The organism is Pedobacter terrae, assembly GCF_900100705.1.
In the GTDB taxonomy this organism is placed as follows: Bacteria; Bacteroidota; Bacteroidia; order Sphingobacteriales; family Sphingobacteriaceae; genus Pedobacter; species Pedobacter terrae.
This window is the reverse complement of record NZ_FNCH01000009.1, coordinates 199,808-216,204: the sequence shown is the minus strand read 5'-3', so window position 1 is coordinate 216,204 and position 16,397 is coordinate 199,808. Positions and strand designations below refer to the sequence as shown.

Here is a 16,397-nt window from a genome sequence, read left to right as displayed (position 1 = left end):
TTTACAATGACAACAAAAAGTTAAGCGGATACAAAAATCCCTGCGAGAAATAAATCTTGCAGGGATTTTTTATATTAATGTATTGTAATTAGCTAGGTAAAGCTTGCCTTAAGGCTTATCCCACCAAACCCGGGCGTTCAGATCATCACTACCCAAGTAAGGAAAACCTGCAATTGCCGCTTTATAGTTCTCGGTATTGTTAGCCTGTTCCTGTGTAGGATATCCCTCTCTTCTGGGAATAAGTTTGCCATTATTATTTGGAGGAGGTGCTAAAAAACTAGGAAAACCTGTTCTGCGCCACTCTGCCCAACCTTCGTAACCATGCATAAATAAATGTACCCATCGCTGATTACCAATCTGTTCCAGTGCATTTGCCGGATTATAAATTACACTGGTGTTTAACATATATGCGGTTAATCCACTGATATCATTATTATTCCACTGACGGATCGATTGTTCGATAGCTAAATCGTAATTGGCTTTTGCAGTCGCATCTCCTCCACCTATCCATCCCATTTTTGCGGCTTCCGCTAAAGCAAAAAGGGCCTGTGCATAAGTAACCAGATACACAGGAGAATTCTGCTGACGGATTGCGGTACCCAATAAAGAATAATTACCTGGCGTAACTGTAGTAGCTAAACCATAGTCTAAACCAACGTAATTTCCCGAGCTATTCTTTGTGGCGAAAACAGGCAACCGCGGATCGTTTAAAGGCAGCATAAAATCGACAACTGGTTTACTCACCGCAAACCAGTTTCTGCCCAGTACAGTAAACGAATTATACCAATAATTTTCCTGAGCGGTAACGGCTAAATGAGGATAAGCTAAATTATCGGTATTTGCCGTCATGATACCATTTGTTAAAGCTTTATTAAATTCGATACCGCCTTTCGTTGGGTCAACTTTACTCAAGCGCAAAGCCATTAATAAATGAATCGTATTACCTAAACGTTTCCATTTCGATACATCTCCCCCATAAACAATATCATTTTTTAAATTTCCATTAACTAATGATGCATTGGCTTCATCTAGTAAAGCAAAAAGACTATTATAAATACTTTGTTGGGAATCGTACTTAGGCGTAAAATTTTCTTTTCCCTTCAAAGCTTCTGTATAGGGTAAGGGGCCCCAGCGGTCTGTTGCATGCCACATAAAATAGGCCTTTAATATTTTAGCTACCGCAACCTGGTTAGCAATTGGCCCTTCACTCGCATCAAGGGTTGTGTTGGTTATCACAGTCTGTAAATTAATCAATGGCCCCTGGTATAAACCATAAAAATTAAAATTGGTGGTTACATATCTGGAATTATCAGGGAATGAGGTGTTGGATAAATATTGCGGGTAGTGAACACCGAATGGAGATGAGCTCAACGTGGGCAAAAATTGTTCCGAATTGGCTATTAATTGTGTGCCCGATGCTTTAGTAGGATTATTGGGATCTGTATTAATGGCATCATTAAATTTGTTGCAACTGCTAAATAAGGTTAAAACCGTTAAGCAGTAATATATAGATTGGTGAATTTTTTTCATCGCTTTAAGATTTAAAATTTAACGTTTAAGGTTAAACCGAAAGAACGTACGGTTTGCAACTCCCCTTTTTCGATCCAGCTGATTGCTGAACTACCTGATGAAAGTTCAGAAGGATCAACACCTTTAGGTGCCTTTTGCCAGATCATTACCGGGTTACGTGCCACAGCAGAAAGTTTAATGGCTTTAAATGGTGTTTTACTTAAAATTTTAGAATCGAAATTATAGCCTAAACTTAATTCCCTGATTTTTATATAAGATGCATCATAAATCCACTCGTCATAAAATTTTGTGCCCAGGTTTGTTCTATAATACGTTCTGGCATCTACATAGGCCGTAACAGGTTGCCCCGTAACTGAAGATATTCCCGAAACTTTAACGCCACCTCCATTTGCAACGGGTTCGCGTACATTTACGCCTTTATCGTTAAGTGCAGCCGTAATTTCCGATTGACCTGATTTCGCCGCTAACATTTGGCTCCAGCTAAAGAACTTGCCACCGCTTTGGAAACTTAATGCAGCGCCGAGATCGAACTTCCAGATTTTAAAATTATTGGTAATACCACCTGTATAATTGGGCACCACACTTCCAAAGTTTACGCCATTAACAGAGATAGGCATATTATCTGCGCCTAAAAGAATTTCGCCGGTTGCAGGATCGCGTTTATAACCTGGCCCAACCAAATTTCCAAAAGATTGATTTAGGGAAGAATTTAAAAAGATTGTTTGACTTGAATATACATTCTGATCTAACTGATAAACATTAATTCCAGGGTATAATTCTTTAATCGTATTTTTGTTTTTAGCATAATTCAGGCTGATGTCCCAGGTAAATAATTTTGATTTAACCGGTTGGCCAGTTAAGGTAAGCTCTAATCCCTTATTCTCAATCAGGCCTGCATTAACCACATAAGTTTCATAGCCACTTGCCCCGGAAACAGATAAATTAATTACCTGGTTTTTATTCCGCTGCTGGTATAAGGTAAAATCGATCCCCAGCCTGTTATTTAAGAACCGTAAATCTACACCAGCCTCATAAGAATTTGCAAAGGAAGGTTTAAGATCAGGATTTTTTAAAATATCAGGTACTGTTAAAGAACTGATGGTTCCGCTTGTGGCAGGATACGGGCTACCAAAAGCATAGGTAATTGCGGTTTGAAAAGGATCGAAATCAGAACCGGCTATGGCGTAGCTTGCACGCAATTTACCATAGGTAAGCACTTTTGATTGAATGAGATTACTAAACAAAAAGCTTCCTGAAAAGGATGGATACCAATAGGAATTATTAGCCGAAGGTAAAGCTGATGAAATATCATTACGGATAGAAGCATCCAGAAAATAGGTATCTTTATAACCAAAGGAACCCATTGCATACATACTTCTTACCTGCTTTTGGCGGAGATAAGAACTGCTGTTTGGCCGGTCTACTGACGCAGCAATGGTGTAGGTATTTGGACTGGATAAACCTCCCACGGTAGACTGTGATGTTTGGGTAAATTTAGTGGTATACAGATTGGCTCCGGCATTCACATTGATCGAAAAATCATTAATATTTTTGTTGAACTGCGCCAAAAACTCGTAATTATTATCTATTCCATCTGCTTTAGTTATGGCATAATTATCTAAATTACGACCACCAAGCGGCTCTTTATGCGTAATATGCTGACTGAACATATCAGACCGAACGAAACCGCTGATTTTTAATTCAGGCAATACCTGGTAACTTAAGTTTACATCCCCAAATAAACGGTTACGATCATCGTTATTTAACACTTCATAGGCATCAAAAAACGGATTGTTCCAATCACTGGGTTTATTGTTGGTAATTACTCCTGCTGTATTTGGATTTACATTCCAGTTTAAAATAGTGCCATCGGCATACCGGTAATTTCTAAGTGTATTAATGTCTAAATTACGCTGAAACCATTGTACAGCCCCCGTAAACGAGCCCTGATAACCTTGCGTAGGTCTCTGTCCGGAATTATTAGCGTAATTTACATTTGCTCCAACGGTAAGCTTTTTATTTAAATCGAAAGTGGTACTTAAGCTTAAATTATTTCTTTTTAACCAGGTATTCGGAATGGTACCTTTTGTGTAAGCATTGGTATAGCCAATTTTAAAGGTAGAATTGTCTGAACCACCGGTTAGAAATATTCCATTATTTATATTTTGGCCTGTTTCGAAAAAATCTTTAATGTTATTAGGTTGCGGTTCAAACGGACTTAACTGGCCATATGTAGGATCCTGTGGATAAAAGCTATTGATTTTTCTAATCGGAGTACCATCCATTTTCGGTCCCCAGCTTTCGTCATTACCATTCACATAATTTTGTCCGTTGGCGAGTTTAGAAAAAACCTGACTATTCCCAACGCCATAAATGTTCTGTAAGGGTAAAAAATTTCCAATTTTATCAATAGTGTAGGCAGAACTGATATCAATCTGCATTTTAGCACCTTTACCTCCTTTTTTTGTGGTAATTAACAGCACACCATATTGCCCTCTTATACCATATAGTGCAGATGCTGCCGGTCCTTTTAACACATTGATCGATTCGATATCATCAGGGTTAACATCCTGAGAAGTATTTCCGTAATCTACCCCATTTTCACCACCTCCAAAATTATTCTGTGTAATGGGTGTACCATCAACTACGATTAAAGGTGAGCCACCGCCAGTTAGGGAATTTACGCTTCTGATTTTAATTTTTTGTGTTCCACCTAAATTTGCACCTGAAGAACCAGTTACCTGAACCCCTGCTACTTTACCGGCCAACGAGCCAATAACATTGGTTTCTTTGGTCATGGTTAATGCATCCCCATCAATCTTTTGCGCAGCATAACCAATTGACTTTTCAGATCGTTTAATACCTAAAGCCGTAACCACCACATCAGAAAGCTCTTTAGCATCTCCTAAAAGTTGGATATCAACCTGTGTTCGTTCCCCCACAACTACCTCCCGGGTTACAAAGCCAATCGATTTAAAAATAAGTGTGGCATTATTTGATGGAACAGTAATGCTATACGTGCCATCACCAGCGGTAGAAGATCCTGTTGTACTGCCCTTAACCAGCACACTTACTCCGGGAATACCAACATTGCTACCATCAGTTACTTTGCCTTTTACAGTGGTTTGGGCGTAAGAAACGACATAACATGTTAAAATCCCTAATAATATTAGTAATTTTTTGTTCATAATGAAAGATTTAGGTTAATTGATTAGTTAAGTGGTTGTTAAAATACACAATTTGCCCAGCAAAATCTATTATGAAATCGATTCAGGAGATTATAGAAAATAAAAAAAGATAAGATTGGGTATAAAAAGCAAAATCCTGTAAGTTATTTACAGGATTTATGCTTTAATATTTTTATGATGCGTTACGAGTAAGAAGTTTGTGGAGATATCCGATTGATGATTTCATCAATGGCGTCGGGATCAATCACCGCATTTTTAGAAGCATACCATTTCTCGGTCTTATTATCTAACCAGATACAGAACGAGTGGTAACCATCTAAAACTACGGCATAGGTTTCATGAAAATCATCTTGGATACGCATGCAAAATCCCTTAAAAATTTTGCCTCGCACGTTAAATTGCAGGGTGGAATAATTTTCTAACATGGCTCATTATATTTTAGGTTAAATTACAACAAATTATACATGAGAATGTTTTGCTAATATAAAGGAATCAACAACTTATTCTTAAGCGTTGTGCATTAACTTAACCTATGTTTAACATGTTCGAATAACCCTTGGCAATTAAGCGTTTTTTCGATGGCAAAGATATTTCACATTGTAGATTTAAAATCGTACGCCCTCTTTTCACAATTGAGGTTTCTGCAATAACTTCATCCCCCTCACTTGCCGGAGCAAAATAATCGATATAATTGTTAACAGTGGTATACCTTTCATTTAATCCCATCGTAAAAACCGTTGCACCAATCAGATCATCAATAATGCCTGCGGTTACGCCACCATGCAAAATCTGATACGGATTGGTCATTTCTTTACGGATGGTATAGCGGCAAACCAATATACCATGATCTGCTTTGATTAAAACCGGGGCCAGCCAGTTCATAAAGTTTGATGGCGAATCTGTAATTACCTTGCCAATTGATTGTCTTAAAAAATTCAGTCGCTGCTCGCTCAAAGACGCTTCCATTGTTATAAATGTTTAATATGATATGCTTCAGGTAAATATAGAAAAACTAAAACAGTATTTCATTTTTTAAGATTGCGGGGTCAAAAAGAACCACGAACAGCAGCCCGGAGCATAGCGAGCACTATGAGCGATAGCGGGACTGCAAGCCGCTAATAGCCACGTAACGTTTTTTTCCTAAAAACCCTCATAAGTAAATCAGTAATACATTAGATCTATTATTAGTAGCGCAAAACCTGCACCGAACACCAAGTTTGTTCCCGTTTTCCGCTTATACGCTTCGCTGCCTCGTACCTCGTTGCTGCAGGGTATCGCTGCAACCGGGGCTAAGCAGCTAAAACAGTATTTCATTTGTGGGGTTGCAAGGTGCAGAAACCTTTGTTCCTAACCCCCCGCCTGCAACGGGCAGGTGATAAAGCGGAATAGCCAGGATCCCGACATTCCGTCGGGAGAGCAATATGAGCGATAGCAGGACTGCAGGCCGCCAATAATTACTTAACGTTCATTTCCTAATAAACACTCAACCCTAAATCATTAATGCATTAATCTGTTATTATTAGCGCAAAACCTGCACTGAACACTAAGTTTCCTCCTGTTTTCCGCTTATACGCTTCGCTTCCTCGTACCTCGTTGCTGCAGGGTATCGCTGCAACCACGGCTAAATGGCCAATGCAGTATTTCATTTGTGGGGTTGCAGGGTGCAGGAACCCAAGTACCTAAACCCCCGCCTGCAACGGGCAGTGATAAAGCGGAATAGCCCGGATCCCGACATTCCGTCGGGAGAGGACTATAAGCGAAAGCGGGACTAGCGGCCTCCAAGAATCACAAACGCTCATTTTCAAATAACCTATATCAATTAACATATCGTATCTCTAATAGGTCAAGAAAAATGTTATTTCCGGCCGTAATAATAAAAAGATAACCCCTTAAATTGGAATAATCACTTTAAAACTCAAATTTCTGCCCATATTATAAATCCCCGACCGGCCGTTGGGCGAATGATTGTAATATTCAAAATACTTCAATCTGTTTAGATTAGACTGATACGCAATATTAAAAATATTATCGGCCTGAAGGAAAATATCGCAGATGGTTTTCCCTTTTTTTGTTTTTAGCGTTGATCCTATTCCACCGTTAATTAAAGTATAACCAGCTGTAAAGCTTTCTGTATTGTCGAGCGCATAAAACCTGTCCTGATCTGCGAAAAAGGCCGCATCTATTTTAATATAAGGTTTATCAAAAATGCCCATAGGTTTTTGAGCGGTTGCCTTAATTTCCGTTCTCACCTGCAAAGGCGGAATAAAGGGTAGATATTTGGCTTCGTTACCATGCTGATCCAGTAGCTCGCGGTTTTGATTCAATCCTACGGTATAGGCTAAACTATTATTGAAGCTTAACCATTTTAAAGCTGTGGGATGCAGATTGATAGAAATTTCGGCACCATATAACCTGGCTTTTGATTGTTGGTACTGATAAGTAAGATTCCCGGGAACAATAACCACCGGATTCCCATTGGCATCGGTTAAGCGCGATTGATAAATATAATTTTGGATATTATTGTTAAACAGCTCCACGCTTATATCGGCATCTTTTAAATAGGCAATAATGCCAATATCTTGCTGAAGGTTAAATTCTGGTTTAAATGTTCTGTTCCCTAAATAAACAATGTGTGCACCCGGATCCAGTCCGTTAGAACCGATTTCTGTGATATTTGGGGCCCTGTAACCTCTTGCAATATTGGCTTTAATCAAAAACTTTTCTGAAATATTGTAAGTTAAGCCCAAACTGCCAGATAAACCATAATAGTTTTTATGAAATGATGGAAACTGCAATTTCCCTGTTGGATCGTTTGCGCTTACCTGCTTATCAAAACCATTTTGCACATTGGTACCTACATAAAAATTATCCCAATTGATATTTCTTCTGTCGATCCTGATCCCGCCGGAAACATCTACCTTACCCATTGATTTTTTTGCGAAATAAAATGCACCAACATCAAAGAGGTTATAATCAGGAATGGGAAAATCGGTAGCTGCTTTACTCCTGTTTACCTGGTACATACCATTAAGTCCCAGAGTACTTTCTATACCTGCAAAATCGGGCAGGTTGTATTTAAGATCATAATTAAAGGTGTTCAACACCACGTAAAGCCCGGCCTGGCCTGGCCATGTAGGATGATTATATTCTCTCCTAACACTCTGTTGCCCGCCAATTAATAAATTTAAATCGCTGGTGCCGAATTTAAACTGACTGGTATTGTAAAACCGGTAATGTTGAATGTGTTGATGCAAGGGGTTAATGGTATAGGTCTTCAGTTCACTGTCTGCCACAATGGGTCTGTTTTTAATATCGTCGCCATCATCCAAAACCTGCCTGGTAAACCTTCTCGATAATGAATCTCTACTGCCATCTGGAATTTCCATTAAATTATTGTAATAGGTAATGGCTGTTTTAGAAAAGCCCCAGGTTTTATCTAATCTGGCACTGGCAGATAGATTGTATTCCCTAAAAGCGGTTCCATAAACTAATCCATCAACTCTATTACGGTAATTATGTGCTGTTTTTCCCGTCACCCTGAAGGTATATTTCCAATCATTTTTAATGTAGGCCAATCCGATTGACGAGCCGATCATTCCATTATTACGCTGGTAATTGGTGGTAAAATCGCCTTTCAATTTTCCCTCTTCAAAATTCGGCATATAGGGGATCATATTAATTACGCCAGCTAAAGCGTCAGAGCCATAGGTTAAACTAGCCGGACCTTTTACAACCTCTACCCTGGTAATGCCGTATTCATCTACCTCAATGCCATGTTCGTCGCCCCATTGCTGTCCCTCCTGCCTTAAACCATCATATAAAGTTAACACACGGTTATACCCTAAGCCTCTGATAAAGGGTTTAGAAACATTGGGGCCAGTGGTAACGGCGGTAATCCCGGGCACTCCTTTTACAATAGCTTCAATTAAGTTGGTATTTACGTTTTGATCCATCGTTTTTTTAGACAGTACAGCAATGGGCACCGGACTTTTCCGCAATTGTGTTGCCCGGTTTACCCCTGTAATTACCACATCATTTAAATCGGAAGCTAAACTTAACATTTCGGCATTAACCATAAGGGTATCCCCTTTTAGGGCTACCTTCACTTTTTTGGACTGATAACCAATGCCTGAAAAAACGAGATCACAATTTTCAAATGGAACTCCATTTAATAGATAAATACCTGTACTGCCTGATTTAGTTGAAATTTTAGTCCCCAATACTTTGATAGTAATATTTTCAAGCGGTTCGTTCCGGGAAGTGACTACTCCTTTAATGACTACCTTCTGGGCTATGGCATTTAGGGATACGAGAAGGCAGCAACAATATAGTGATAAGAATTTCGCAAACATAACTGATCTATCTAAATATAATTTTAGACAAATCTAAATTTTAATTTATATATATCAAATAAAATATTTAGATGGTATTGAAGACAAAGTTAGATAAGCGTTTAGCGTAAGGCGAAAAGTGTTTTTTAATGGTGAGAGGTGGTATGGAACGCTTACAGTTTCCGGCCTTTTGGTCTATCAGAAAACTAAGCGTATGTTGCCAACTGACGAAATCTGAGGTGATTTAATCCCTTTAAATTCTAATTTAATTTTATACTGATTTTTATACAATAATTAACTCTCAGGGTGACACCTTCAAAAATACAATTTAAGTAATTAAAGATTATTCGTATTTAAGTGCATCTACAGCGTTAGCTTTAGCCGCACGGTACGATCTAAAACTTACAGTAACCATTGTTAACAGCATCGATGCGATCATCGCTAATAAGAATGGCCATAAACTGAGCGCAGTGCGATAAGCAAAACCAGATAGCCATTTATTTGCCAAAATATAGGCTAAGGGCCAAGCTACCAGGTTTGCTATAAAAACCATTTTAACAAAAGATCCATTAAGCATTTTTATAAGTTCGACAGTGGTAGCACCTAAAACCTTTCTAATAGCCATTTCGCGTGTACGCTGTGTGGCAACAAAAGATATTAATCCAAAAAGGCCAATAAAAGAAATAAACATAATTACCACGGCAAAAATCTTAAATAAAAGGCCCGTAATCCGTTCCGATTCATAATATCCGTTAATATCGTCATCTATAAATTTTGCTGAATACACTTCATTTGGAAAACGGCTTTTCCACATGGTTTCGATGTTTCTCATCGCTTCAACTAGCTGTTTAGGATTAAGCTTGACAGCCATACAATAATAGTGCTTTTTCTCCTGGTAGAAAACCATGGGCGAGATTTTCTCTTGAAGCGATTGATCATTAAAATCTTTTATTACCCCAACAATTGGCCCTGTTCTTCCATTTTGCGAAATGACTTTTCCCAGCGCTAGCTGAGCATTTGAAATTCCTATTTTTTTCACAAAGGTCTCGTTGGCGATATAAGCATTCGCCGTATCACTTTTCCCGTAAACCATACCGGCCACAAACTGAAGTCCAAACAGATCAAAATAGTGTTCATCACTCATAGAAAGCCGCACTTCAAAGTCTTTATTCTCACGGCCATCTACATAAAAATTGGTCGTATTCATCTGACCCGAAAGTGGTGGCCGCATAAAATAACTCTGCATTTCCACACCAGGTATATGCAACAGTTTTTCTCTGAACATTTGCTGTTTGGCCAGGCTGGCACTATCTCCCGGAAAATTAATCAGCACAATCGCATCCTTTTTAAAACCAAGGGGTTTTTCCCTTACATATTGCATTTGCCTCACTACTACAACTGTAGCAATGATCAGCACAATAGTAATGGCAAACTGTACTACAATCAGCACCATGCGAAGGTTAAAATTTCCTGACTTGAGGCGCACGCTATTTTTAATGGCTAACGCAGGACTGAAACCTGAAATAATCATTGCCGGATAAAATCCTGCAAGTAAGCTTACAGTTAACACCATAAAAAACAGAAAAACAAAAATTACAGGGCTTGCGAAAAGCGAAAGATTAAGCTGCCCTTTAAAAAGGCTGGCCAACTGAGGTAATAATAACTCTGAAAATATACAAGCCAACAGCATAGAAATCGTTGCAATTGCAGCAGTCTCCACTAAAAACTGAAGCACAAGCTGCTTACGCATTGCGCCCATCACTTTGCGTACGCCTACCTCTTTTGAACGGTTTACTGACTGAGCCGTGGCCAGATTAATAAAGTTAATGCATGCTGTGACTATTAAAAAAAGTCCGATAATGGCCAAACTGTACACCTCTTTTTTGGTAATAGCCGTATCAGCAAAATTATTGTAACGTTCACTAAAATGCACATCGGCTAAAGCCTGTATGCGACTCTTTTGATTGCCTGCTAATTTTTTCTGTTTTAAATATTTATTATTTAACCTTTCTAACGACTGTTCAAACAATGGCATGGAAGCGCCTTTTTTCAGGAGCATAAAACACTCATTATATGAACTTACCGAATCCCAATCCTGGTTTTTACTTCCATAAAAAGTTGAAAAACTAATCATAATATCCATTGGAACACTGGTACTTTCGGGTAAATCAGCAAATACACCGACAACGGTTAAAGGGATATCATTCCAGAAAGTAAAACTTTTACCAATAGCAAGCTGGGCAGAACCAAAAAAAGTTTTGGCAGTTTTTTCGGATAGCACTACAGTATTAGGTTGGGAAAGCGATTGTCCTGCCTGACCAAAAAGCCATTTTACGGATAATATATCAAACAGATCAGATTCAGTAAAATAGACATTACGAACTGCTTTAAAACGTTCAGTACCATCATTATTCTTAACCATCACCACGCCACTATTGCGCGAAATTCTTGCAATTTTCTCTATTCCCTCTAACTCTTCTTTAGCAGCAGGAGCAAACGGTATAGGCACACCTGCAGAATAATCATCAAAATTATTGTATTTCCAATCGGTTACGAACCTATATATCCGATCAGTATTTTTAAAGTGTGTATCATAACTTAATTGAAACCTGATAAATATGAAGATCAAAATGCAACTGGTCATCCCGATAGACAGACCAAGTATGTTAATCAAAGTATATGATCTGTTTCTAGTCAGATTTCTAATCGCAATTTTCAGGTTTAATCTAAACATAGACTTAAATTTAGGCAAACAACTCCATTCTTATGCCAAATATAAATATGCGGTTTGAAACGAGGAAAACCCTAACGAAACACAAATACTGTTCAGAAACGAACAATACTGTACGCAAGCGGACAGCAAATTTAATAAGGATATAAACCCTAAAAAATGCTTTATCATTTATATCTATCTGATTATAAACAACCTTGCACTGATCAAACTAAAAGCAGCAGAATTTCATTTAAATTTTTAACGATATATCGCCTTAAAAACGGTTATTATGGTTAATATTGTCACAGAAAAGTAAATGAAACTATAGTATCTATAGGATTGTTATGCGTTAGGAATTTTAGAATAATATTAATTTATAATCAGAATATATGTTGGTGATCAATAACTTCGAAGAGTACGAATCTTACCTTGGTAAAGAACTAGGTGTTTCGCAATGGCATACTATAGACCAGCAACAGATCAATAAATTTGCCGATGCAACTTTAGACCATCAATGGATACATACTGATCCTGAAAAGGCCAAAAATGAAGGACCCTTTAAGGCAACAATTGCACATGGCTATCTAACCTTATCCTTAATTCCTTATTTATGGAAGCAGATTGCGGATGTACGCAATATTAAAATGGAAATTAATTACGGTATTGAGCGTTTTAAATTTGGCCAGGCTGTTTTAGTGGATAATGAAGTACAGCTAAAAGCTAAATTGATGAATATTAGCAATCTGAGGGGCATCACCAAAGTAACCATTCAGGCTACACTTGTTATTAAAGATCAACCTAAGCCAGCTTATGTTGGTGACGTGGTATTTTTATACCATTTTATATAAATGCGAAGTGATCGGGCAAAGTAAAGACCATCATTTTTTATTTTCCTGTTGACTTAATGCGATATAAGCCCGATACGGTTTCCTAATTGTTACATTGGTCTGGAAATAATTAGGCTGGCTGGACGTTAATTTAACTAGATAAGATCATTAAATTTGACATATGGAAAACATCATCACCCCTACGCAATTAATCATCAACCATGCAAATAATGGTAACAAAGCCACTTTAAAAATTGGAAGCAAATTTCAATGGGATCCTAAATATGCATCAAAAGAGACACCTTCTTTTGATTCTTTTAAAAGCGAAATTGAAAATTTTTACCAATATAAACTGGTATTTGGTTATGAAGGTGCGGTTGGTCAAAGTATTTATATGGTAACCGGCGTAAAATAAACTGCATCAATCAGTTCCCAGGTATTAATAAAGGATCGTCAGTTATGATCAAATAGATTATTTCAATGAAATGCGTTGAAATAAGGCTTAAATATAAAAAGCCCGGATATCCATCCGGGCTTTTTTATCAACTAACCTAAACTTATAAATACTAACCAAATATTTATAGCACAAAACTAAATATCGGTTATTAAGCTAGTGTTAAATATTTATCATCTGTTATGGCACCAGATCCCGAATCAATATTGATACAGCTATCTGGCTTATTTTAGCACCCTCCGTATTACTTTATCAATTTCATCCAGATCTGACAGATCTTTAAGGTCAATCAATAATTTCAAATAACAAAACGGTTATTTTACAGCTCTGGTGGCCTTATCAAAAGATAGTACCAGGTTCTTTTGGTCAACCTGCTTTAAGGGCACTTCATGTTCATTTTTACCCAGGCCATTTGTAAAATAAACATCGGCTTTTACAGTCTCCCCCTTGTTAACACCATCATCAAATAAAGCAATACCAAAAAGGGTGCTGTCTACTTTTGATGATGCCGTAACACTCACTGTACCCAAAGCGTACTTACCATTATTCTTCAGGGTAACAACGCCCTGTTTATAAGTGTAACTTACTCCTTTCAGTGTTTCCAGATAGGTTTTATTCTTGCTGGTAATAGGTTGATAGGTTTGGGCATAACCTGAAAATCCACAGGCTGCCAGCATTGAAACAAAAATGATTTTTTTCATGATCTTATAAGAACTAACAAATAAATATCGCAAAAAAAAGCTTATTAAAAATAAATGTTGGTCATGATGAATGAAGGATTTAGAAATTAAATGACAAAAGCCAAAATAGACTGATATTCACCGCATTTATGGCGTTTTCAATTTAATATTATGCGTTGACGACATCAAATCATCCGGATTAATCTTTTAAAGTTTGTTTGGGCAATAACTGTTTCTAAATCAAAACAATTTCCATCACCAAAACGACCAGTGCTGCTGTTAAGGTATTTGCAAAATTAACCAAATTATTGCCGATGATGCCTTTACGCTCCAATACAGCGCCCAGTACAGAATCAGTCAGGTTGCCCACCGTTCCTGCAATAATAATAAAGCAAAAACTCATATTCCATCCATATCCCAGCGCATACATACCTGCAATGATGCAGCTTCCTAAAATACCAATTAATGTTCCTTCCAGACTGATTACCCCATCCATTCCGCAACGGTCTGGCTTGAAAGACATGATGTTAAAAAAACGCTTTCCATAAAGCATTCCCAGTTCGGATGAAAGGGTATCTGCAGTAGCAGATGCAAAAGATGCCGCCATTGCTGGAAGCATTAAATAAGTAAGCGAAGGATAAAATAAAATTACTACAGCTGCCATACCAGCAGCCCCGGCATTAGCCATTACCTGCCCTGCTGTACGGCCATTTTTGGTTTCCGCTATTGTGGCCACATCCTGTTTTTTACGTCGCTGCCAGGAAGTAGCCGCAGAACCCAGAATAAAAAATATAGTCATCATGGCGATGCCTGTATAACCAGCCGCAAAATAAATCAAACAGGCTAAGATAGCGCCGGTAAAAGCGGCCGGAACAGTCAGCTTTTTGGCCAGGATACTGTAAGCCATACCAGCCATGATAATGATAGGCAGAAAGATGACGCTATTGAACATATCGCAAATATAGGCGAATGATATGGATGAAAAGCACCAGAGTAAGATTTTGGGTTTTAAATGGTAATGAAAATAAACAGCCATTTATCCAATACATTACCTTAAACTTACCCGAACCCGTTAGCAAATGAGCAGCAACCTATACTCCCCTTTTTTTTCCATCGGGGCACGATGGATACAGGGTAAACTCTGTTGATCAGGATGATCTACAGCCAGCCTCCACAAATGACCCAAACCCAACTTTACAGGTAGTGCGCCGGGTTTAGCCTGATAGTGCAGATCAAAATAATGCTCAGTCAAAAAATTTTCAAATCCCTCTTCCGTACCATCGTATAATTCCTTAAGCTTCTGTCTGATTTCTGGCAACAGCACTTTTTGTTCAGCCTGGTGATTGGCCAAGATTTCACTAACAGCACCATAATACGTACATAAAAAAGTATCGGTACCAATCGGCGACCGGTCTACATGAAAAGAATATACATCTGTTGAAATAAAATCCAATTCCTCATCACGCTCGTAACTTTTAATTAAATTCAGCGAAGGTGATGCGCCGGCATCCGTTAACAATTGGAAATCGCTCAAAATAACTTCCCTGGCCATTTGCCCTTTTTCTGATAGTTTGAGTGCCTGGAGATCTTCCATAGCAACTTCTGTCAGGTTTGCTTTTAATTCGAGTTGAGATACAATTTCCTTAAAATCTCCCACCAGTTCTCTCTGCCAGCACGCTGCGTTTACATCCCCTTTAAAAACGGTATCCATCAAATAAGAAAAAGTAGAGACCACCACCACCTGTGCACTATCCGAAAATTTGTTATTCATCTTTATCAGTTAACCATTTGGTTATTATTTGCCGCAAAAATAAGGAATGGCGCAGCTGTTCATAAAAATAATCTATTTTTTTAACGGTTAACCCTTAGCTTTTTACCAATTTCTTTCCATCGCGGTCTTTCCACTCAACCTCTGGGATTCACTTGCCTGTAGCCAGCTGATGGGTAAATGCAACTTTTTTATCTGTCAAATCCCAGGTCGAGAGTTCATCCAGTACTTCTTGCCGATGTTTTTTGCTGATATCGCGAAGGGCATTCCCAACTGATTTTCTGAGGTATTCGCTGTCAGCTGATTTATTTACACTGATCAGCGTAATGGCAGTATGGGGATGATCTTTAAAATAAGGGCGGCCCGTCCAGATACGAAGTCCCTCTGTTACTGCTCTTTTCATATTCGGATGAGGATCTGAAAGCCATTTTTTGATAACAGGAAGACTTTTCTCATAACCGGTAACCTGGCAATATTGGTCAAAAGCTTTTGCCAGCATTTCCTGCACCCGCCAGTTTTGGTCTTCTGCCACCTGTGTCTCCAGAATCTGCAACGCTTCCGGATGGGTTGGCGAAAGTTGCCCCAAAATATAGGTAGCCAGCATCCTTACCTGGTAACTATTGTCGGCAAGAAACTGAAGCGCAAGGTTAAAATGCGGCGTTCCCTGATCTGCCAAAATCTGGTCGCCGGCTGTTATGATATGCTTAAAACCATGTTCAATTTGTTTAATGTGATTAATAATTGATGGTATCATGCTCATGGTATAGGTTTATTCGATTGTTTTACTGTTTCAAATGCCAACCTGGCGCATCCGCAATTTTAATGAGATATTGCAGTGCAATCACTGTGCTACAAATATACAAAGTTCAGTTTATATGACTTAATCCATTAAATATTGATTTGTAA

12 protein-coding genes are annotated in these 16,397 nt (G+C 38.3%); 2 read left to right on the top strand and 10 right to left on the bottom strand.

The genetic code is table 11. The features are described from left to right. Positions 1–108: 108 nt before the first annotated feature. The 6 genes from BLR60_RS13485 to BLR60_RS13460 all read right to left on the bottom strand — a co-directional run bounded on the left by BLR60_RS13485 (position 109) and on the right by BLR60_RS13460 (position 11,783). Positions 109–1,530, bottom strand: a complete 1,422-nt coding sequence (locus BLR60_RS13485; RefSeq protein ID WP_090500663.1) for a SusD/RagB family nutrient-binding outer membrane lipoprotein — start codon at positions 1,528–1,530, stop codon at positions 109–111. Positions 1,531–1,541: 11 nt separating this feature from the next. Then, entirely contained in the window at positions 1,542–4,718 is a 3,177-nt protein-coding gene (locus tag BLR60_RS13480) for a SusC/RagA family TonB-linked outer membrane protein (RefSeq protein WP_090500661.1), read from the bottom strand. Positions 4,719–4,900: 182 nt separating this feature from the next. Further along, the gene (locus tag BLR60_RS13475; protein ID WP_143009084.1) at positions 4,901–5,080 is read right to left on the bottom strand and encodes a hypothetical protein; all 180 of its coding nucleotides are present in this window, start codon (positions 5,078–5,080) and stop codon (positions 4,901–4,903) included. Between the two features lie 163 nt (positions 5,081–5,243). Then, positions 5,244–5,684, bottom strand: a complete 441-nt coding sequence (locus BLR60_RS13470; protein ID WP_090500657.1) for a PaaI family thioesterase — start codon at positions 5,682–5,684, stop codon at positions 5,244–5,246. A gap of 923 nt (positions 5,685–6,607) precedes the next feature. Continuing rightward, the gene (locus tag BLR60_RS13465; protein ID WP_090500655.1) at positions 6,608–9,070 is read right to left on the bottom strand and encodes a TonB-dependent receptor; all 2,463 of its coding nucleotides are present in this window, start codon (positions 9,068–9,070) and stop codon (positions 6,608–6,610) included. Between the two features lie 322 nt (positions 9,071–9,392). Then, positions 9,393–11,783, bottom strand: coding sequence for an ABC transporter permease (locus BLR60_RS13460; RefSeq protein WP_090500653.1), 2,391 nt, complete (start codon positions 11,781–11,783; stop codon positions 9,393–9,395). 368 nt (positions 11,784–12,151) lie between these two features. Between BLR60_RS13460 and BLR60_RS13455 the strand changes: the two genes are divergently transcribed. Further along, positions 12,152–12,610, top strand: coding sequence for a MaoC family dehydratase (locus BLR60_RS13455; protein ID WP_090500651.1), 459 nt, complete (start codon positions 12,152–12,154; stop codon positions 12,608–12,610). Positions 12,611–12,770: 160 nt separating this feature from the next. Then, on the top strand, positions 12,771–13,004 hold the full coding sequence (locus BLR60_RS13450; protein ID WP_090500650.1) for a hypothetical protein: 234 nt from the start codon (positions 12,771–12,773) through the stop codon (positions 13,002–13,004). 353 nt (positions 13,005–13,357) lie between these two features. Here BLR60_RS13450 and BLR60_RS13445 read toward each other — a convergent pair whose 3' ends face one another. The 4 genes from BLR60_RS13445 to BLR60_RS13430 all read right to left on the bottom strand — a co-directional run bounded on the left by BLR60_RS13445 (position 13,358) and on the right by BLR60_RS13430 (position 16,245). Then, positions 13,358–13,744, bottom strand: a complete 387-nt coding sequence (locus tag BLR60_RS13445; protein ID WP_090500647.1) for a hypothetical protein — start codon at positions 13,742–13,744, stop codon at positions 13,358–13,360. Positions 13,745–13,958: 214 nt separating this feature from the next. Beyond that, the gene (locus tag BLR60_RS13440; protein WP_090500645.1) at positions 13,959–14,675 is read right to left on the bottom strand and encodes a DUF92 domain-containing protein; all 717 of its coding nucleotides are present in this window, start codon (positions 14,673–14,675) and stop codon (positions 13,959–13,961) included. Between the two features lie 120 nt (positions 14,676–14,795). After that, positions 14,796–15,494: a DUF1826 domain-containing protein gene (locus tag BLR60_RS13435; protein ID WP_090500643.1), complete on the bottom strand. Its 699-nt coding sequence runs from the start codon at positions 15,492–15,494 to the stop codon at positions 14,796–14,798. Between the two features lie 148 nt (positions 15,495–15,642). Further along, positions 15,643–16,245, bottom strand: coding sequence for a DNA alkylation repair protein (locus BLR60_RS13430; protein WP_090500718.1), 603 nt, complete (start codon positions 16,243–16,245; stop codon positions 15,643–15,645). Positions 16,246–16,397 lie beyond the last annotated feature (152 nt).